The following is a 19,920-nucleotide window of genomic DNA, read 5'->3' on the forward strand; positions in this document are numbered from 1 at the left end:
TTCGCCAGGCGCGGGCACTCCACGGTGCAGGGGGCATCCCTCCGGGAACCCCCAGCACCATTCCGGCCCCAGTGGCGATCGCTGACTTCGGCGTCGTTGGAGGACCGCGGTGTGCGGGCGGCGCGCGGTCGGGAGGTGCGCAGCGGCATACTCCTCCGCCATGACTGCCGTCCTGTTCTACAAGCTGCTGGCGATCTTCATCGCCGCGGGCATGGGCTGGTTCGTCGGGCACATGCGCTGGCTGGGCAAGGCCGGCGGCGAGAACGACCCGGCCCGCATCCTCTCGAACATCGCGTTCTATCTCTTCGTCCCCGCGCTGATGTTCCGCACCACCGCGCGCGTGGAGATCTCCGAACTGCCCTGGCTCACCGTGGCCGCCTTCTTCGCACCGGTGGTGCTGATGCTGGTCGCCGTCTACCTGTACGAGCGCAAGCGCCACCCCGACAGCCCCGCCGCCCCCGCCGTGCGCAGCATCACCGCGAGCTTCGGCAACACGCTGCAGGTCGGCGTGCCGCTGGTCGCCGGCGTGTTCGGCGAAAGCGGCCTCGCAGTCCACATCACCGTGGTCAGCCTGCACGCGCTGACGCTGCTGACCATCGCCACCGTCCTCGTCGAGATGGACCTCGCCCGCCACACGCCCCACGGCGCGAGCCTGAAGCGGACCATCCTCACGACGATGCGCAACACCGTCATCCACCCGGTCGTGCTGCCGGTGCTCTGCGGCTTCGCCTGGCACGCCACCGGCATCCCGCTGCCCGCCGTGCTGGTCGAGGTGCTGCAGATGCTGGGCAGCGCGGTCGTGCCGCTGTGCCTGGTGCTGATCGGGATGTCGCTGTCCTACTACGGCCTGCCGCGCGGCGCGATGCGCACGCTGCTCGGCCTGGCCGCGCTCAAGCTGCTGGTGCTGCCGGCGCTGGTGCTGGGCATCGCGCACTGGGGCTTCGGGCTGTCGGGCATGCCGCTCGCCGTCATCGTCATGATGGCCGCGCTGCCGCCGGGCTCGAACGCGATGATGTTCGCGCAACGCTACCGGACGCTGGAGGCCGAAGCCTCCGGCGCCATCGTGCTGGGCACGCTGCTGTTCGCGGCGACGGCGCCGATCTGGCTAGCGATTCCGGCGTGGCTCACGTGAACGGGCCTTCCGATCTTTGCCTCTGAACACAAGGACGACATGACGGAAACGACGACCACCTCGAGCGCAGACTTCTCCTTCGTCCGCGGCGACGAGGTCGCGCCGGAGGTCCTCCATGCCGCGTTCACCGACGCGTTCGCCGATTACCTGATCGGTCCGTTCCAGATCCCGTTCGCGCAGTGGCCGATGTTCCTCGCGCGTCAGGGCGTCGACCTGCCGCTGTCGCGCGTCGCGCTCGACGCGGCCGGCGCGCCGTTGGCCTTCGCGTTCGTCGCGCAGCGGCCGGTGTCGAATCGCTGGCGCCTCGCGACCATGGGCGCGCTGCCCGCAGCGCGCGGCACCGGAGCCGCGCCCGCGCTGCTCGATGACTTCATCGCCCGCGCAGCCTCTGCAGGGCTGCGGGCCGTGGAGCTCGAGGTCTTCGCGCAGAACGAGCGAGCCCGACGCCTGTATGAGGGACGCGGCTTCCGCAGGCAGCATGACCTGTTCGGCTTCGTGGCCGAGCCCGGCACGATCGCGCCCGCGCCCTCGACCACCGGCGCGCCTCATGCGATCGACATGCCCCATCTGCTGGGCTGGCTGGAGGCCGCCGAGCAGCGCATTCCCGATCTGCCGCTGCAGGTGACCGCGGCCACGATCCGGCACGGCATCGACTATCACGGCTGGCAGACCGCCGACAGCCAGATCGTCTTCAGCCTGCCCGACGAGACCGTGATGGTCCACAGCTTCATCGCGCCGCGACCGGACGAAGCCCGCGCGCTGATCCAGGCCATCGCCGCGGTGTATCCGGAACGCCGCCTGCGCGTGCCGCAACTGCAGCGCGAGGACCTTGGCGGTGCCACACTGCGCGCCTTGGGCGCCGTGCCGCAGCCGCTGCATCAACAACTGATGCTGCGCCCGCTGTGACAGCGCTCGTTGGACAAGGCCTCGTGTTGACGAGGCCTTGACGTGGCACCGACCGCACGATCGGTTCCAGCTCGCCAAACCTTGATCTTTCAGAGTTCCGGCACTTGTGAGGGAGGCCCGCTTTGGTTAGCGTGCCCCGCACCAACATTGAAGGGAAGCGTCCCACCATGCGATTCATGCCCGCGGCACCCGCCGCCATCACCCTGGCCGTCCTGACCGCCCTCGGCGGCATCAACAGCGCGCTGGCCGCGCCGGCCGCGGCCGGCACCAGCGCCGTCACCACCGTCGGCGGCACGCTCAACGTGAAGCTGGAGAAGGTGAAGCTGGCCAACGGCTTCGAGGTGATCCTGGTCGAGGACCACCGCCTGCCGCTGGTGGCCTTCAACCTCTGGGTGCACGCCGGCCCGCGCAACGAGGCCCCGGGCCAGACCGGCTTCGCGCATCTGTTCGAACACCTGATGTTCGCCGGCACCCGCCACATCCCGCGCGGCGCGGCCGACAAGATCATCGACGCCGCCGGCGGCACCGATTCCAACGGCTCCACCGACTTCGATCGCACGAACTACTTCTTCACGCTGCCCTCGAACCAGCTCGAACTCGGCCTGTGGCTGAAGTCGGACATGCTGGGCTACATGATCGACGAGGTCGATTCGGTGTCGCTGGCCAACCAGCAGGACGTCGTGCGCAACGAGCGCCGCCAGTCCGTCGAGAACCGCCCCTACGGCATCGTCGAGGAAGCGCTGTACCAGGCGCTGTTCCCGGAGGGCCATCCGTACCGCGCGACGGTGATCGGCTCGCATGCCGACATCCAGTCGATCAAGCTGAACGACGTCAAGGCCTTCGCCCGCAGCTACTACCGCCCGAACAACGCGACCCTGGTGCTGGCCGGCGACTTCGATCCCGCACAGGCCAGGCAGCTGGTGCAGAAGTACTTCGGTCCGTTGAAGGCCGGTGACCCGGTGCCGCCGGTCAACGTCCCGCAGCCGAAGCTGACCGAGGAGAAGCGCGTCGAGGTGACCGACCGCATCGAGCTCCCCCGCCTGGACATCGCCTGGCACACGCCCGCCGTGTTCCAGCCCGGCGACGCGGAGCTGGACCTCGCCTCCCACGTGCTGGGCGGCGGCAAGTCCAGCCGCCTCTACAAGACGCTGGTCTACGACAAGCAGCTGGCGCAGTCGGTGCAGGTGCAGCAGTACTCGCTGTCGCTGGGTTCGGTGTTCTCGGTCGAGGTGATCGCGCGTCCCGGCAAGTCGCTGGACGAGATCCAGAAGATCGTCGACGACGCGGTCGCCGAACTGTCCGTCAACCCGCCGACACCCGAAGAGATGGTCCGCGCCCGCGCCGCCATCGAGACCAGCACGCTGGCGCGCCTGGAGAAGGTCCAGGCCCTGGCGGACCAGATCAACTACTACAACCAGCAGGCCGGCGACCCGAACTACATCGGCAAGGACCTGGCGCGTTACCAGGCGATCACGCCGGAGAAGATCCGCGACGTCGTCGCGCAGCAGCTGAAGAAGAACGCGCGCGTCGTCGTGCTGGCGACGCCGGGCGAGCAGAAGCTGGCCGCTGAAGTCCCCACCCCGCCGATGCCCGAGAAGGCCGCCAAGGGCGAGCGCGAGTCGATGAACCCCGATGTCGCCTGGCGCAAGACGCAGCCCAAGGGCGGCAAGGCCAAGGCCTCGGTGCTGCCGGAGGGCAAGCGCCTGACGCTGGCCAACGGGCTGACGCTGATCCACGTGCCGAACCCGGGCCTGCCGCTGGTGAGCGCGACGCTGGTCGTGCGCGCCGGCCAGACCGCCAACCCGGCGGACCGTCCCGGCCTGTCGAGCTTCACCGCCGGCATCCTGCAGCAGGGCACGCAGACGCGCACCGCGCAGCAGATCGCCGACGAGGCCGCCGCGCTGGGCGCGGCGATCAGCAGCGGCGCGGGTCGCGACGAGGCCCGCATCGAAGCCAGCAGCCTGAAGCGCAACTTCGCGCAGACGCTGGCGCTGATGGCGGACGTCACCCTGCACCCGGCCTTCGACGCCGCCGAGATCGCGCGCATGCAGAACCAGCGCCTGGCCGCGCTGCAGCAGCAGCGCGAGCAGGCGCCGGCCGTGGCATCGGTCGTCTCCAACCGCGTGATCTACGGCGAAGGCCATCCGCTGGCCAAGGCCGCGATCGGCGACGAGGCCTCGATCAAGGCCACCGACGCCGCCGCGCTGCGCCAGTTCTGGGCGACGCATTACCGGCCCGACCAGGCCGCGCTGGTGGTCGCCGGCGACATCTCGGCCGACGAGCTGAAGTCGCTGGCCGAGCGCCTGTTCGGCGGCTGGGCGCGTCCGGCGACGGCCGCCGCCGCCGTCAACGCCGCCGCGCCGCAGCCGGTCGCCGCCCGCGTGATCCTGGTCGACAAGCCGAATGCGCCGCAGACCGCGCTGAGCGTCGTCGCGCCCGGACCGAAGGCCGGCACGCCCGACGCCGAGGACATCAAGGTCATGAACGCCGCGATGGGCGGTCTCTTCACGTCGCGCATCAACACGCAGCTGCGCGAGGTCAAGGGCTACACCTACGGCATCTACTCGGCCTACACGATGAACCGCGACAGCGGCCTGTTCGGCATCCGCGGCAGCGTGCGCACCGACGTCACCGGTCCCGCACTGACCGACATGTTCAAGGAGATCGACGGCATGCGCGCCAAGCCGATGGGCGCCGACGAGCTGAACCGCGTGCGCAACGCGCAGCTGCTGGCGCTGCCGGGGCTGTTCGACACCAACCGCGTCGTGGCTTCGAGCTACGCCAGCGAATGGGCCGTCGGCGCGCCGGCGGACAGCATCACGTCGCTGCCGCGCAAGTACGGCGCCGTGAACGCCAGCAGCGCCTACAAGGCGACGAAGACCTACGTCGATCCGGCCGCGCTGATCGTCGTGGCCGTCGGCGACAAGGCAAAGGTGCTGCCGCAGCTGGAGGCCCTGGGGCGCAAGCCGCTGGAGATCCGCGACCTGCAGGGCGCGCCGGTGGATGTGACCGCGCCGTCGGCGCCGGCCTCGGCCGCGAAGCCGTGATGACAGGCTCCCTCCCGCGCTGAGATCGCGGGCACCAACGACAACGGGCGCCTCGGCGCCCGTTTTCCATTGTGTCGCTCAGTCGCTCAGCGGCCCGCCGTCCTGCGGGTCATCGCTTAATCGCTCCGGCGCTTCGGCGCTTCATCGCTTCGGCGGGTCAGCGGGTCAGCGGGTCAGCGGCAGCGCGGCACCCATCATCGCGAACAGCGAGCCGCAGACGCGGTTGAAGCCGCGGCCGGAGCGCTCCAGCCAGGGGCGCACGCGGTGCGCGAGGCTGGCGATCAGGAATTCGACGATCGCCTCGGTGATGACGAAGGTCGCCGCCAGCCACACGAACTGCACCAGCAGATCGCGCTGAGGATCGATGAACTGCGGCAGGAAGGCGCCGTAGAACAGCAGCACCTTGGGATTCGAGACCGCCGACAGCAGACCTTGCCGGAACAGCACGCGACCCCGTCCCTGCGCCGCGGAAGCGCCCTCGGCCGGACGCAGCTGGATGGCCGGCGAGCGCCACAGCTGGATGCCCAGCCAGATCAGGTAGGCGCCGCCGGCGATCTTCAACACCAGCAGCGCGCTGGCGGTGGTCTGCAGCAGCGCGCCGATGCCGAGCATCGACAAGCCGATCAGCGCCGCGAAGCCGGTCGCGCCGCCCGCGATCGTCCACAGCGTGCGCCGGCTGCCGTGCGCCGCGCCATGCGCGAGCACGAGCAGGCTGTTGGGGCCGGGTGTCAGCGACAGGCCGATCACGGCCAGGAAGTAGAGGGTCCAGGTGTGCGGTGCCATGTCGGCGATTGTGCGCCGACACGGCGCTGCCAACGATCAGGCACGGTACGGGGCCAAGGAGAGCGCCGCCCGGGGGTCACACAGCCCGCGCAGCCGGCGCAGGACGCACGGGACGCGCAGGGGGATCTCAGGACGGCGCCAGGTGGTCGATCGCCGCCTCCACGCGGCCGCGGTCGTGCGTGCTCAGCCCGCGCGCCGCCTGCCGGTACTGCGTCAGCACGTCCGGATCCGCAGGCAGGTGTTCCGCCAGCGCGATCAACAGCTCGGCGCGGTCGAAACCGGCGCTCATGCTGCCCGTGGCCCGCAACACCTGCAGCGCGATCTCGCGATCGACCTGGGTCTCGTCCATCAGCGCGGTCAGCGCCGAGCGGCGGTCGAAGTCGCCCGAAATGCCCCGCACCACGTCGACATAGGCCGCGGCATACGGCGCCACATTCCCGCGCATCTGATGGGCCGCCGCCTCCAGCACGGTGCGCCGGTCGAAGTCGCCGCGGATCATGCCGCTCGCGGCGATCGCCGTGCGCAGGCGGTCCGGCGTGGCCTCGTGGTCCTCGTCGATCAGCGCGACGATGGCCGCGCGCTTGTCGAAGTCGCCGCCGAAGCCGCGCACCGCCTGCTGCCAGGCGGTCATCACGGCACCGTCGTTGGCGAGCTGCGGGGACAGCGCCACCAGCACCTCGCGGCGGTCGAAGTCGCCCTTGAGCGTCGGGACCAGCGCCAGCAGCTCGCGCTGCTGACCCGGCGCCAGCGCCCGATGCTGGATCAGCGCGATGAACGCGGTGCGGCGCTGGAAGTCGTCCTTCATCCGGCCGGCCAGCGCGATCAGTTGCGACACGGTCTCGTCGCTCTGCGGCCCGCTCTCGAGCAGCGCCTCGATGCGGGTGCGGCGCGCCATCGCGTCCTGCGCCTTGCCGATGTCGGCGAGCGCCGCCTCGGTCCCGCCCTGGCGCAGCAGGCGCTCCACGCGCGGTCCGCTGCCCTGCACGCTTTCCGCGATCAGGCCGATCTGCCCGGCGATCCAGGCCTGCGCCGGCGCATCGATCGGCTTCATGTCGTCGTCGAGCCAGAAGCGGCGCACCTGCCCGCCCTTGCCGTCGGCGGCGATCTCGACGCGGCGCGTCACGCCATCGGCGCGTTCCATGATCGAGAGCTTGTCGTCGAGCGAGACGACGTCGGTCTCGTCGCCGTTGAACGCCAGGTCGCCCGAGTAGTTCACGCGACGTTCGACGCCATCGGCGATCACGACCTGTCGCGTGACCTTCATGCCGCTGAACGCCGACGAGAACGCGCCGCTGACTCCGCTCAGGTCGACGTTGAGCCGCGGCGCCTTGCCGATGACCAGCATCGGCACGGCCAGCGCCATGGCGCACAGGCCGCCGGCGATCAACACGCGGCCGAGACGGCGGCGGGCGGGCGTGGTGCCGGCCAGCGGCGAGCCTTCCAGCAGCGCGTCCATGCGCGTCATCAACGGGGACCGAGCGGCGGCCATCGCGCTGGCCAGCACCGGCATCGGCCGGGCGCCGCGTCGGCCTTCGGCCGCGGCGGTCGCGGCGGCCAGGTCGCGGGCGCAGACGTAGAGGCCCTCGGCCAACGGCATCGCGCCGGCCTCGGCCGCGGCCCAGGCATCGCAGGCCAGTTCGGCGAGCAGGTCCAACCGGCGCATCGCCAGCCGGTTCATCGGCTGCAGCCAGCCGAGTTGCGACACCAGCCGGGCCGCCAGGCGCCAGGCCAGATCGCGGCGGCGCAGGTGCGCGATCTCGTGCGCGAGAACCGCGACACGCTGCTGGCCGTCGAGCGTGCGCATCAGGCGTGCGGGCAGACAGATCTGCCCACCCGGCGCGACCAGCGGACTGGCCCAGTGCGGGCTCACGCGCAGCGTCGGCGCGCGCACGCCGGCAATGCCGGCGAGTTCCGCGGCGGCCTGCTGAAGTTCCGGATCGTCGCAGACCGGCAGCGCGCGGACCTGCCGGCGCAGTCCCAACCAGCGGATCAGCGTCAGCCCGAGACCGAGCAGCGCGACCAGCGGCCAGGCCAGCAGCAGGGCGGCGAGACCCTCGCGCAGGAGTTCGCGGCGATGGGCCATCGCGTCATCGCCGATGTCGACGACGTGTTCGGCAACGTGATCGGCGACGTTGTCGGCGACGACCGTCAGGGGATTGGCCGCGCGCCCGACAGGCGTTGGCGCGGGCGGTGGCGAGGGCGCCGGAGCAGGCGTCGGTTCGCCCTCGACGATCGCCGAGCGCGCGGCGTCCGGCATTGAAGCAGCGCTCGCACCCTGCTCCTGTGCCGCCTTCCAGACCTCCGGCAACGCGATCCGCGTGACCTGCGTCAGCGGCTGCACGCTCGCCGTCAGCACCGCGCCGAAGAAGGCCGCGCGCCAGAACGCCTCGCGCCACGCCGGGTGCTTCAGCCAGCCCGCGCGTTCCAGCGCCCAGACGCCACCCAGCAGCACCGTGCTGTGCAGCAGGTAGTTCAACAGCCAGCCGGACAGGGCTTCAATCATGGCGGCCACCCTTGCTCTTCAGCAGCGCGCGCATCCTGGCGAGGTCATCGTCGCCGAGTTCGCCTTCGGAGACCAGATGGCTCAGCAGCGCCTCGGGCTTGCCGCCGAAGAGCGTGCTCAACAGCCCCGACACCATCGAACGCTGCACCTCCGGCTCGCTGACCGCGGCGCGGTAGACCAGCGCGCGGCCGTCGCGCTCGCTGGCGATCAGGCCGCGCTTCTCCAGCCGCGACAGCAGCGTCGCCACCGTCGTGTGCGCCAGCGGGCGCTGCTGCTCGCGCAGCGCTTCCGCCACCTCGGCGTTGCTGGCCTGCCCTCGCGTCCACAGCACGCGCATCAGCGCCAGCTGCAGCTCGCTGAGCGACACATCGCCCTTGCCGTCGTCGTTGGTCGGCTCGTCCATCGTCGGATCCCGCGTTTCTACACTTGTCGTACTACAACTGTAGAAGATCGAGCCGACCTGCCGCAAGGGCCGGGTTCCTGGGACATACCCGTAGCCTGGGCTTCAGCACGTCCAACGCCGCTGGCCCTCACCCCCACCCTCTCCCGCAAGCGGGAGAGGGAGGGGTGAGGGCCAGCGGCCGACGCAGTGCGCCGCTTGCTTCCTCTCCCATGAGTCGCATGGACGGAAGACATGGGTGGCAAGGTGTGCCAGGACATGGGTGACACCGCGAAGGCTTGGCTTTCGGCTTTCGATGGCCCCGGCGCGGCGGCGGCGGCGGGGCATCGGTCAGAATCCAAAACCTATGACCGACCTCAACGCCTACATGACCGGCGTCGGCGAGGCGGCCCGCGCGGCCGCGACGCTGATGGCCGCCGCCCCGACCGCCGCCCGGAACCTCGCCCTCCAGGCGCTCGCGCGCCGCCTGCGCGAAGCGGGCCCGGCGCTCGCGACCGCGAACGAACGGGACCTCGCCGCGGCGACGGCATCCGGCCTGGAAGCGCCGATGGTCGATCGCCTGCGCCTGACCGCGAAGGTGCTGGCCACCGTCGCCGAAGGCTGCGAGCAGATCGCCGCAATGCCTGACCCCATTGGCGAGATCACCGGCATGAAGCGCCGCCCCACCGGCATCAGCGTCGGCCAGATGCGGGTACCGCTGGGCGTGTTCGGCATGATCTACGAGAGCCGCCCCAACGTGACCATCGAGGCCGCCTCGCTGGCGATCAAGAGCGGCAACGCCTGCGTCCTGCGCGGCGGCTCCGAGGCGCTGCACAGCAACCTGGCGCTCGCGGCGCTGGTGGCGGACAGCCTCGAGGAAGCCGGCCTGCCGCGCGACGCGGTGCAGCTGATCAACACGACCGACCGCGCCGCGGTGGGTCTGCTGATCGCGATGCCCGCCTTCGTCGACGTCATCATTCCGCGCGGCGGCAAGGGCCTGATCGAGCGCATCAGCCGCGAGGCGCGCGTGCCGGTGATCAAGCACCTGGACGGCAACTGCCACAGCTACGTCGACGCCGAGGTCGACCTGGACCTGGCGGTGACCGTCGTCGACAACGCGAAGACGCAGAAGTACAGCCCCTGCAACGCGACCGAGTCGCTGCTGGTCCACGCGAAGCAGGCGGCCGATTTCCTGCCGCGCATCGGCATGGTGTTCGCGGCCAAGGGCGTGGAGATGCGCGGCTGCGAGCGCACGCTGGCGCTGCTGGAAGCGGTGCCGCGCGACCTGCTCAAGCCCGCGACGCCCGAGGACTGGGACACCGAGTACCTCGCCCCGATCATCAGCATCAAGGTCGTGGACTCGCTCGACGAGGCCATCGCGCATGTCAACCGACATGGCTCGCACCACACCGACGCGATCCTGACCACCAACCACGTCAGCGCGATGCGCTTCCTGCGCGAGGTCGATTCGGCCAGCGTGATGGTCAACGCCAGCACGCGCTTCGCCGACGGCTTCGAGTACGGCCTGGGCGCGGAGATCGGCATCTCCACCGACAAGTTCCACGCCCGCGGCCCGGTGGGCCTGGAGGGACTGACGTCGATGAAATGGGTGGTGCTGGGTCAGGGCGAGATCAGGGGCTGATCCGGCCCGGGCCTCGACATCCGTGGGCAGGCCGGGACAGGCCAGGCCGGGCCCCTGTCCCTGTCCCTGGCCCGATGCCGATGCCGATGCCGATACCGATACCGATACCGATACCGATGCCGGACCCGAGGGTCAGGGCATTCAGGGCATGTTCGACACGTACTCATCCTTCGGCGCGCTGATCCGGTAGACCGCCTGGAAGCGCTGCGTCTGGCCGGGTGACAGCAGCAATTCCCACATCTGGATCCCGGGACGATCGCGCCAGCCGGCCGTCGTCACCGGCGGCGTGAATTGCGTCTGCACGCGCACGTCCTCGTGGTCCGGCACCGGCGCGGCCTCCAGCACCTGCAAGGTGACCGGGCGGCTGCGCAGGTTCTCGACCTGCCACTGACGCGTCAGCACGACCTCGCGACGCGAACCGATGAAGCCGCCGTTGGCGCCCTCGCGCTTGTCGGGTTCGACCCGCACGCGCAGCCGGTCGTCGAGCCCGAAGGGCAAGGTCCAGGTCATCTCGGTGCCGAACTGCAGCGGCACCTGCCCGATGAGCGCGTTGTCGCGGAACAGCTGCACCGGCCCCGTCGGCCACGAGCCCTGCGGACGCGGCAGCTCGGCGACGAGGTAGGCCGCCGACTCGGTCTTGGGCTGCACGCGCGCGAGCAGGCGCGCCTCCGCGGTCGTCCGACCGAGGCTGACCGTCGATACCGCGCCATCGGCGCGCAGCGTGACGCGCTGCGGCAGGTCGTATTCGGCGCCGAACTCGCCCTCGAAGACGCTCGGATCGAAGCTCAACGGCGCGACCCGGGAACCGGTGACCTCAACCATCCGCTCCATCGGCGCGGGCGCCATGGCCGCCGCCGGCGCGGATTCAAACAACAGGCGCCCGCGCACGTTCGGTTTCGGGCGGTCGAGCTCCAGCGTCCACGGCTGCAGCGGATCGACCGCCACGCTCTGACGGGGTCGCACGGTCGACAACTTCAGCTTCACGTCGGTCCAGTCCTCGCCGCTGTTCTGCGCGATCTGCGCGAGACGCTCGATGACGAGACCACCGGTCGCCGTGTCCAGCCGCGCACGGTACTGCGGCTGCCAGCCGGCGCCGCTCAGCCGGTACGACAGGCCGATGTCGCCGCCCTCACCTGTCGAGAGGCGCAGCGTCACCACCGATACCTGGCTGGAGGCCGTCGGCGCCGCGGCCTTCGCCGCCGTGAGGTCGTTGCCGATGTCGGTCAGCCGCTCCTTCAGCGCCTGGCGTTTCAGCGTCAATTCCTGGGCGTTGCGCCGCAGGGCTTCGAGGCTCGCGGCCAGCGCCGCGCCGGGCTTGGCCTCCCGGTCCGACAAACCCTTCAGGTAACCGAGCGCCAGGTCGACACCGGCGATCTCCGCCTCGACGGCGTCACGCTGCTGCTCGACCTCGCGGACGCGCGGATCGCGCTGACGGCATTCGGGCAGGGAGTCGCGCGGCACGCGATCGATCTTGAGCTCGCCCAAGTTGATGCCCGCGGCAGCCTGTACCTGGATCGCGTCGCGCTCCAGGCCCGCCGGCAGGCATGCGAAGCGCGCCTGCGTTGCGCCGGCCGGCACGCGCGTGGCGCGCTCCACCTGGGCGCCGCCCGGATACAGCAGCACCTGGGCGATCACGGACGACCCCTGCGGCGCGGCGCCTGCGGATGGGCCAGTCGCCGCGACCACCGGAACACTGAACGCTGCGATGCCAGCAGCGATCACCGACGCCATGAACACTCGTTGCATTGCTTTTCCTCCTGGAGGCCGACGACGCTATCACGGTGCTGGCACACTTCCGGCCTGCCGCATTCCCTGTCAACCGCTGGTCCCCTGGCTACCATTTCCCCATGTCCGACGCCGCCACCGCCCCGATTCCCGCTGTCCATGCCTCGCGCCGCAAGGCGTTGGTGCTGTTCTCCGGCGGTCAGGATTCCACTGCCTGCCTGGCCTGGGCGCTGGACCGCTTCGCCGAGGTCGAGACCCTGGGCTTCGACTACGGCCAGCGCCACCGGGTCGAACTGGACTGCCGCCAGACCGTGCGCGCGCAGATCACCGCGCAGTTCCCGCGGTGGGCCGCCAAGCTGGGCGAGGACCACCTGCTCGACCTGAGCCTGCTGGGCCAGATCTCCGACACCGCGCTGACGCAGGAGCGCGCGATCGAGCTGCAGGCCAACGGCCTGCCGAATACCTTCGTGCCGGGGCGCAACCTGCTGTTCCTGACCTTCGCCGCGACGCTGGCCTATCGCCGCGGCGCGTCGGTGCTGGTCGGCGGCATGTGCGAGACCGACTTCTCCGGCTACCCCGACTGCCGCGACAACACGCTCAAGGCGCTGCAGGTCGCGCTGAGCCTGGGCCTGGACACGCCGATGACGCTGGACACGCCGCTGATGTTCCTGACCAAGGCGCAGACCTGGGCGTTGACGGAGTCGCTCGGCGGCGAGGCCTTCAACGAGCTGATCATCGAACACACCCACACCTGCTACCTCGGCGAGCGCAAGACCCGGCACGCCTGGGGCTGGGGCTGCGGTCACTGCCCGGCCTGCGAGCTGCGCGCCAAGGGCTGGAACGAGTTCCAGGTCGCCAAGTCGTCGGCCGGTCCGGCCGTCGCTCCGTGATCCCCGTCAGCGCCGTCAGCGCAGCCAGCACCGTGCAGGCGATTCACTGGAACTGGTGGCTGTGGGGCCTGGCCGCGGTGCTGGCCTTCTGGAGCATCGGCGCCTACAACCGCGTGATGCTGCTGCGCAATGAGATCGGCAAGGCCTACGCGCAGCTGGATGACGCGCTGACGCGCCGTTTCGCCCACGGCGATCTGCTGCTGGAACGGCTGCGCGAGCGTCTGCCCAGCGAGCAGGCCAGCCTGGACGCGCTGGCCTCGACGCAGGCCGAGGCCCGGGCCGCCGCGCAGGCGGTGCGCGCCAAGCCCTATGCGGCGGATCCGGTGGCACTGCTGGCGGTGGCCGCGGCCGTGCACGGCGCAGCGTTGACGCGGATGGTGTCGCTGGTCGAGCACCACGCGGAGCTGAGCGCCGATCCGGACCTCGGCGGCGCCGTCGACGAGCTCAAGATGATCGACCGCCAGCGGGCGTTCTCGCGGCAGGTCTTCAACCAGGCGGTCGACGCCTACAACGCGGCGATCCGGCAGTTCCCGACCCGCGTGCTGATGAGCTTCGTCGGCTTCAGCGAGGCGCGCAGCCTCTGAGCTGAAACGCGAAGGGCCCGCCAGGCGGGCCCCCGTCACCGATCGCGGGAGCGATCAGGCCTTCTTGTTCTTCATCAGCGCGAGGAACTCCGCGCGCAGCGTCGCATCCTTCAGGAACGAGCCGCGCATGACGCTGTTCGTCATCGTCGAGTCCATGTCCTTGACGCCGCGCCAGTGCATGCAGAAGTGGTCCGCATCCATCACGATCGCCAGGCCGTCCGGCTTGACGCGGTCCTGCAGCTCGTTGGCCAGCATCACGACCGCCTCTTCCTGGATCTGCGGGCGGCTCATGATCCACTCGGTCAGGCGCACATACTTGGACAGGCCGATCAGGTTCGAGTGCTCGCTCGGCAGCAGGCCGATCCAGACCTTGCCGATGATCGGGCACAAGTGGTGCGAGCAGGCGCTGCGCACCGTGATCGGGCCGACGATCATCAGTTCGTTCAGACGCTCGGCGTTGGGAAACTCGGTCACCGGCGGCGGCGGCGCGTAGCGCCCGGCGAAGACCTCCTTCACGAACATCTTCGCCACCCGCTTGGCCGTCTCCTGCGTGTTGTGGTCGCTGTCGGTGTCGATCACCAGCGACTGCAGCACGTCCTGCATCCGCGCCTGCACCTCGGCCTGAAGTTGGTCGAGCTCGCCGGCCTCGATGAACTCGGCGATGTTGTCGTTGGCATGATGGCGCCGGCCCGCCTGGACCAGCCGGTAACGGATGCGGTCGGAAGCCGGCAGCGCTGCCAGCTCTTCGGGGCTCAGGATGAGGGTGCTCGTCATGGGGCGGGATTGTCGCGGCATCTTCATGCCATTGCGAAAGCAAGGCTCTTGGGGGTAGCAAGGGGCCCTGGCGGGGCGCGGGGTTCCTCCTGCCGAGGCACTTGCTGGCGGGAGGCCTGGCGCGGGCTCTCCACGACTCAGGGGGCATCCCTCCGGGAACCCCCAGAGTCATTCCGGCCCCACAAGCGCACGCTGCCTTCGCCACTAAACTCCACCGGTGTCTGCCCCCTCTTCTCCTTCCCCTTCCTCGTCCAAGAACGCCGTGTCCGGCGGCGCCCCGCCACTCCACCGGCTACTGGCCGGTGCGGCCGACGCGGTCCAGGCCGTGCGCGACGGCCACTCGCTGACCGAGTGGCTCGCCCGTTCTCCCGCTGATATCCGCCCAGGCGTCCAGGCGCTGAGCTTCACCGTGTTGCGCCGGCTCGGCGCGGCGCAGGCGGTGCGTGCGGCGCTCGCTCCGAAGAATCCGCCGCCGCGCGTGGACGCGTTGCTGGTGACCGCACTGGCGCTGCTCTGGCCCGGCGAAACCGCGTACGCCGATCACACGCTCGTCGATCAGGCCGTGCATGCGGTGCGCCAGCGCGCGCCCAACAGCGCGGGCTTCGTCAATGCGGTGCTGCGGCGCTTCCTGCGCGAGCGGGAGGCGCTGGTCGCCGCCGCCGAAGCGGATCCCGTCGCCCGCTTCAACCATCCGCGCTGGTGGCAGGACCGCCTTCGCAACGACTGGCCCGCCCAGTGGCAACGCCTGCTGCAGGCCAACCAGCAGAAGCCGCCGATGACCCTGCGGGTCAATCCGGCGCACGACGATCTGGACGGCTACCTCGCCCGCCTGCGCGAGGCCGGCATCGCCGCGCACCCTGCAGGTCCGCTGTTCCCGCAGGCCGTCGTGCTCGACGAGCCGCGACCGGTCCAGGCCCTGCCCGGTTTCGACGGCGGACATGCCTCGGTCCAGGACGCGTCCGCGCAGTTGGCCGCGCCGCTGGTGCTGGGCCTTCGGCGGCCGCAAGACCTGTCCCCGGACGAGGCGTGGCCGGAGCTCGGCGACGGCGCGCGGGTGCTGGACGCCTGCGCCGCGCCGGGCGGAAAGACGGCCCACCTGCAGGAACTCGCCGGCAACCGCCTCGATCTGCTGGCTTTGGACGCCGATGCCAAGCGGCTGGAACGGGTGAGCCAGAACCTGCAGCGCCTGAAGCTCGACGGCGCCGTGAAGGCCGCCGACGCCCGCGACACCGCCGCCTGGTGGGACGGCCGTCCGTTCGACGCCATCCTGCTGGACGCGCCCTGCAGCGCGTCGGGCATCGTGCGCCGGCATCCGGATGTGCGATGGCTGCGCCGCCCGGACGACATTCCGTCGCTCGCACGCATCCAGTCCGAACTGCTCGAGGCGCTGTGGCCGCTGCTCAAGCCGGGCGGGCGGCTGGTCTACGCGACCTGCTCGGTCTTCAAGGCCGAAGGCCAGGACCAGATCGACGCATTTTTGCAACGCCATGGCGATGCGCGGTCGCGTCAGTTCGACCAGGGGGCCGGGCATCTGCTGCCGCTCGCAGACAATGGTCCGCAGGACTCCGCATCCAGCGCGGCGGCCGTCACCGACGGCTTCTATTACGCGCTGCTGCAGAAGACCTGACCCGAGAACTTCCCCCCTGCATCCGTCCGCGTGTCCCCGCCGTCCCGTCCCGTTCCGCTGCGTTCCTGGTGGCAGCGCCTGACCCTGGTCGGCGCGCTGCTGGCGTTGCACGGCTGGGCGCTGGCCCAGGGCGTGGCCCTGCAGGTGCTGAACGCGGAACGCGTCGAGGACGGCCTGGCCGTCAGTTTCAGCACCCGCTTCGAGTTGCCCCGGCAGGCCGAGGAGGCGCTGCTCAAGGGCGTGGCGATCTACTTCGTCGCCGAGATCCAGGTCTTGCGCAACCGCTGGTACTGGCGCGATGCGCGTGTCGCCCAGGCCAGCCGGACCTGGCGACTGACCTGGCAGCCGCTGACCCGGCAGTACCGCGTCAGCACCGGCGGCCTGCACCAGAGCTTCGACACGCTCGGCGAGGCGATCTCGTCGCTGCGCGGCGTGTCCGGCTGGCGCGTGGCCGAGGCCAAGGACATCGAGGACGATGGCCGCTATTACCTGGAGTTCAGCTACAAGCTGGACACTGCGCAGCTCCCGCGGCCGATGCAGATCGGGCTGGGCGGCAGCCAGGGCTGGGCATTGAGCGTCGACCGCAATCTCACGCTGACCCTGGAGGCGCCGTCCACGCCACCCCCCAACCGGCCGCAGCCCTGAACAGGCACACCTTGCCGTCCTCTTCCTCCGTCGTTTTTCCGATCCCCCTGATTCAGCAAGGACCCTGACCCGTGACCAAGTCGGCGCGCCTGGCGTGGTTGATCTCCGTGACCGCGATCGCGGGTGCCAGCGGCATGCTGGCCTTCCTGCTGTCCATCAGCACGACCGCGCAACGCGGCTTCCTGGAGCGCCACTACGTCTGGCTGTTCTGGGTCAACGTCGCGGTCGCCACCGCGCTGATCGTCGTCATCGGCGTCGCCGGCACGCGGCTCGCGCTGCGGGTGAAGCGCGGCCGCTTCGGCAGCCGCCTGCTGCTCAAGCTCGCAGGCATCTTCGCGATCGTCGGCGTGGTGCCGGGCCTGCTGATCTACACGGTCTCCTACCAGTTCGTGAACCGGAGCATCGAGAGCCTGTTCGACCAACGCCTCGCCAGCGCGCTGGAGGCGGGCCTGGCGCTGGGCCAGGACACGCTTGAGAACCTGCGCACCGAGCAGACCGTTCGCACCCGCGCCGCGGCCGAGCGCTGGGAAGACGGCGCGCTGGCGCCGCTGGCGCTGGAGCGGCTGCGCGACCAGTTGGGCGCGCGCAGCGTCGCCCTGGTCGCGGGCAACGGCCAGATCGTGCTGTCCGCCGGCGGCGAGTCGAGCGAGATCCCCGCGCGGCCCAATTCCACGCTGATCTCGCAGGCGCGCAGCAACGGCATCGCCTCGCGGCTGGAAGGTCTGGAGGACGAGCAGCTGGCGATGCAGGGCGAGGCGCGCATCCGCTCGCTGGCCCTGCTGCCGAGCAGCGCGCTGCAGCTGACCAACAGCGACCGCTATCTGATGGTCGTCAAGCAAATCTCCGGCAAGGTGATCAGCAACGCGCTGAACGTGTCGGCGGCGAACCAGGAGTACCTGCAGCGTTCGCTGCTGCGCGACGGCCTGCGGCGCATGTACCTGGGCACGTTGACGCTGGTACTGATCCTCGCGGTGTTCGCGGCGCTGCTGCTGGCGGTGGCGCTGTCCAACCAGTTGGTCCAGCCGCTGCTGCTGCTGGCCGAAGGCATGCGCGAGGTCGCGACCGGCGACCTGAAGGCCAAGCCGGTGTTCCGCTCGCGCGACGAGCTCGGCGGGCTGACGCGCTCGTTCGCGGACATGACGCAGCAGCTGGCCGACGCACGCGCGCTGGTCGAGCACAGCGTGACGCAGCTCGAGAGCGCGCGCACGCACGTGCAGACCATCCTCGACAACCTGACGGCCGGCGTGATCGTGTTCGACGCCGATCGCCGCATCGAGACCGTCAACCCCGGCGCGACGCGCATCCTGAAGCTGCCGCTGTCGGCCTACGTGGGCCGGCCGCTGGAGGACCTGCCGGTGCTGGCGGCCTTCGGCAAGGACATCTGGCAGCGTTTCGAGCTGCAGAGCAGCCCCGAGGCCAGCGAGCGCGAGCACTGGCAGGATTCGTTCGAACTGCAGCTCGACGAGAAGGCCGCGCTGACGCTGCTGGTGCGCGGCGCCCTGCTGCCGCAGGGCGCGCGCCTGCTGGTGTTCGACGACATCAGCGAGGTCGTGTCGGCGCAGCGCTCCGCCGCCTGGAGCGAGGTGGCGCGACGGCTCGCGCACGAGATCAAGAATCCGCTGACGCCGATCCAGCTGTCGGCGGAGCGCTTGCAGTTCAAGCTCGAGTCCAAGCTCGAGGGCACCGACCAGGCGATGCTGGTGCGCTCGGTGGGCACCATCGTCAACCAGGTCCAGGCGATGAAGCAGCTGGTCAACGAGTTCCGCGACTATGCGCGGCTGCCCGCGGCCAAGCTCTCGCCGCTGGACCTGAACGCGCTGGTCGCCGAGGTGCTGACGCTGTATGCCGAAGCCCAGGAGGCGGGGCAGCTGAAGGCGGACCTGGCGACCGATCCGCCGCTGATGATGGGCGACGCGCCGCAATTGCGGCAGGTGATCCACAACCTCGTGCAGAACGCGCTGGATGCGGTCAGCCATCGCCCGGACGGCCACGTGACGGTGCGGACCCAGAAGTCATTGACCGAGGCCGGCGAGCTGCGGGCGCTGCGGCTGGTGATCGTCGACAACGGGCCCGGTTTCGCCGAGCACGTGCTGAAGCGCGCCTTCGAGCCTTACGTCACGACCAAGACCAAGGGCACGGGGCTCGGGCTTGCCGTGGTGAAGAAAATCGCGGACGAGCACGGCGCTCGCATCCGCTTGGTGAATCTCCCAGCAGCCAGCGGCGCCGATCAGCCGCCGAGCGGCGCACAAGTTTCGTTATCATTTTCAAAACTCGCGACTGCACCGAGCCCTGCGCAGGACGCGCCTCGGCCGCGTGAACAGTAGGCATACATGGCAACCATTCTTGTTGTTGACGACGAACTGGGCATCCGCGCCCTCTTGTCCGAAATCCTCTCCGACGAGGGGCACACCATCGAACTCGCGCAGAACGCCCAGCAGGCGAGGGCGAGCCGCGAGCGCTCGCGTCCCGACCTGGTGCTGCTGGACATCTGGATGCCGGACGTCGACGGCATCACGCTGCTCAAGGAGTGGGGCAGCACCGGGCAGTTGACGATGCCGGTCATCATGATGAGCGGCCACGGCACGATCGACACGGCGGTCGAGGCGACCAAGTTCGGCGCGATGGCCTTCCTGGAAAAGCCGATCACGTTGCAGAAGCTGCTGCGCGCGGTCGAGCAGGCCCTGGTGAAGACCGCGCCCCGCCCGGCGCCGCCGGCGGCGCCGGTGATCGGGACGGCGATCGGCAACAGCTATCCGCGTCCGGAGACGCTGCCGCCCATCGCGGCCGGCTCGCTGCCGGTCCAGACGGCCGGCCTGGCCCCGGTGACGCCGCTGCCGCATCAGGGCCTGGCTTCCGAACAGGTCTTCGAACTGGACCGCCCGCTGCGCGAGGCGCGCGATGCGTTCGAGAAGAGCTACTTCGAATTCCATCTGGCCAAGGAGAACGGCTCGATGACCCGCGTGGCCGAGAAGACCGGCCTGGAACGCACCCACCTGTATCGCAAGCTCAAGCAACTGGGCGTCGATTTGTCGAGAAACAAGCGAGGCAGCGGAATTTAGTGCTATAGTCGCTGTCTTCGTTGTTCGGCACGGGCCGCAAGACCTGGAACAACGGAGCGAGAGACACAGTCTCACGGCCAAGTAGCTCAGTTGGTAGAGCAGCGGATTGAAAATCCGCGTGTCGGTGGTTCGATTCCGCCCTTGGCCACCAGATTCAAGAAAGCCCGGCTCTGCCGGGCTTTCTGCTTTCTGCCCCGACGCGCCAGTCAGGCCATCGAGGGCAC

At 70.1% G+C, this 19,920-nt stretch carries 15 protein-coding genes and 1 tRNA gene; 11 read left to right on the forward strand and 5 right to left on the reverse strand.

The window, feature by feature from the left end:
- Positions 1-160 precede the first annotated feature (160 nt).
- The 3 genes from ACQ4L4_RS19445 (at position 161) to ACQ4L4_RS19455 (ending at position 5,085) form a co-directional block, all read left to right on the forward strand.
- The gene (locus ACQ4L4_RS19445; protein WP_431100541.1) at positions 161-1,132 is read left to right on the forward strand and encodes an AEC family transporter; all 972 of its coding nucleotides are present in this window, start codon (positions 161-163) and stop codon (positions 1,130-1,132) included.
- Positions 1,133-1,171: 39 nt separating this feature from the next.
- The gene (locus ACQ4L4_RS19450) at positions 1,172-2,038 is read left to right on the forward strand and encodes a GNAT family N-acetyltransferase (protein ID WP_431100542.1); all 867 of its coding nucleotides are present in this window, start codon (positions 1,172-1,174) and stop codon (positions 2,036-2,038) included.
- A 167-nt stretch (positions 2,039-2,205) separates the two neighbouring features.
- On the forward strand, positions 2,206-5,085 hold the full coding sequence (locus ACQ4L4_RS19455; protein WP_431100543.1) for a M16 family metallopeptidase: 2,880 nt from the start codon (positions 2,206-2,208) through the stop codon (positions 5,083-5,085).
- Positions 5,086-5,250: 165 nt separating this feature from the next.
- Here the strand turns inward: ACQ4L4_RS19455 and ACQ4L4_RS19460 are convergent, their stop codons facing one another.
- The 3 genes from ACQ4L4_RS19460 to ACQ4L4_RS19470 all read right to left on the reverse strand — a co-directional run bounded on the left by ACQ4L4_RS19460 (position 5,251) and on the right by ACQ4L4_RS19470 (position 8,774).
- Positions 5,251-5,868: a LysE family translocator gene (locus tag ACQ4L4_RS19460; protein WP_431100544.1), complete on the reverse strand. Its 618-nt coding sequence runs from the start codon at positions 5,866-5,868 to the stop codon at positions 5,251-5,253.
- A 127-nt stretch (positions 5,869-5,995) separates the two neighbouring features.
- On the reverse strand, positions 5,996-8,371 hold the full coding sequence (locus ACQ4L4_RS19465; RefSeq protein WP_431100545.1) for a M56 family metallopeptidase: 2,376 nt from the start codon (positions 8,369-8,371) through the stop codon (positions 5,996-5,998).
- Positions 8,364-8,774, reverse strand: a complete 411-nt coding sequence (locus ACQ4L4_RS19470; protein WP_431100546.1) for a BlaI/MecI/CopY family transcriptional regulator — start codon at positions 8,772-8,774, stop codon at positions 8,364-8,366. The genes ACQ4L4_RS19465 and ACQ4L4_RS19470 overlap by 8 nt, the downstream gene beginning before the upstream one ends.
- A gap of 343 nt (positions 8,775-9,117) precedes the next feature.
- Between ACQ4L4_RS19470 and ACQ4L4_RS19475 the strand changes: the two genes are divergently transcribed.
- Positions 9,118-10,392, forward strand: a complete 1,275-nt coding sequence (locus ACQ4L4_RS19475) for a glutamate-5-semialdehyde dehydrogenase (RefSeq protein ID WP_431100547.1) — start codon at positions 9,118-9,120, stop codon at positions 10,390-10,392.
- A 141-nt stretch (positions 10,393-10,533) separates the two neighbouring features.
- Here the strand turns inward: ACQ4L4_RS19475 and ACQ4L4_RS19480 are convergent, their stop codons facing one another.
- Positions 10,534-12,138 (reverse strand): DUF4139 domain-containing protein, encoded by a 1,605-nt coding sequence (locus tag ACQ4L4_RS19480; protein WP_431100548.1) that lies wholly within the window; start codon positions 12,136-12,138, stop codon positions 10,534-10,536.
- 101 nt (positions 12,139-12,239) lie between these two features.
- Between ACQ4L4_RS19480 and queC the strand changes: the two genes are divergently transcribed.
- Positions 12,240-13,007: a 7-cyano-7-deazaguanine synthase QueC gene (gene queC, locus ACQ4L4_RS19485; protein ID WP_377159453.1), complete on the forward strand. Its 768-nt coding sequence runs from the start codon at positions 12,240-12,242 to the stop codon at positions 13,005-13,007.
- Entirely contained in the window at positions 13,004-13,591 is a 588-nt protein-coding gene (locus tag ACQ4L4_RS19490) for a LemA family protein (protein WP_431100549.1), read from the forward strand. Before queC ends, ACQ4L4_RS19490 begins: the two co-directional genes overlap by 4 nt.
- Positions 13,592-13,645: 54 nt before the next feature.
- Here ACQ4L4_RS19490 and folE read toward each other — a convergent pair whose 3' ends face one another.
- The gene (gene folE / locus ACQ4L4_RS19495; protein ID WP_377159449.1) at positions 13,646-14,365 is read right to left on the reverse strand and encodes a GTP cyclohydrolase I; all 720 of its coding nucleotides are present in this window, start codon (positions 14,363-14,365) and stop codon (positions 13,646-13,648) included.
- A gap of 262 nt (positions 14,366-14,627) precedes the next feature.
- On the opposite strand from folE, the gene rsmB reads away from it, so the two are divergent.
- The 5 genes from rsmB to ACQ4L4_RS19520 all read left to right on the forward strand — a co-directional run bounded on the left by rsmB (position 14,628) and on the right by ACQ4L4_RS19520 (position 19,847).
- The gene (gene rsmB, locus ACQ4L4_RS19500) at positions 14,628-15,992 is read left to right on the forward strand and encodes a 16S rRNA (cytosine(967)-C(5))-methyltransferase RsmB (protein WP_431100550.1); all 1,365 of its coding nucleotides are present in this window, start codon (positions 14,628-14,630) and stop codon (positions 15,990-15,992) included.
- A 30-nt stretch (positions 15,993-16,022) separates the two neighbouring features.
- Entirely contained in the window at positions 16,023-16,637 is a 615-nt protein-coding gene (locus ACQ4L4_RS19505; protein ID WP_431100551.1) for a DUF4390 domain-containing protein, read from the forward strand.
- Positions 16,638-16,708: 71 nt separating this feature from the next.
- A complete protein-coding gene (locus tag ACQ4L4_RS19510) occupies positions 16,709-18,961 on the forward strand; it encodes an ATP-binding protein (protein WP_431100552.1) in 2,253 nt (750 codons plus the stop codon).
- A 6-nt stretch (positions 18,962-18,967) separates the two neighbouring features.
- The gene (locus ACQ4L4_RS19515; protein ID WP_431100553.1) at positions 18,968-19,696 is read left to right on the forward strand and encodes a response regulator; all 729 of its coding nucleotides are present in this window, start codon (positions 18,968-18,970) and stop codon (positions 19,694-19,696) included.
- A gap of 75 nt (positions 19,697-19,771) precedes the next feature.
- Positions 19,772-19,847: transfer RNA gene (locus ACQ4L4_RS19520), tRNA-Phe, on the forward strand.
- The last annotated feature ends 73 nt before the right edge of the window (positions 19,848-19,920 follow it).

The sequence above is a fragment of the Roseateles noduli genome (assembly GCF_050626985.1).
GTDB lineage: Bacteria > Pseudomonadota > Gammaproteobacteria > Burkholderiales > Burkholderiaceae_C > Roseateles > Roseateles noduli_A.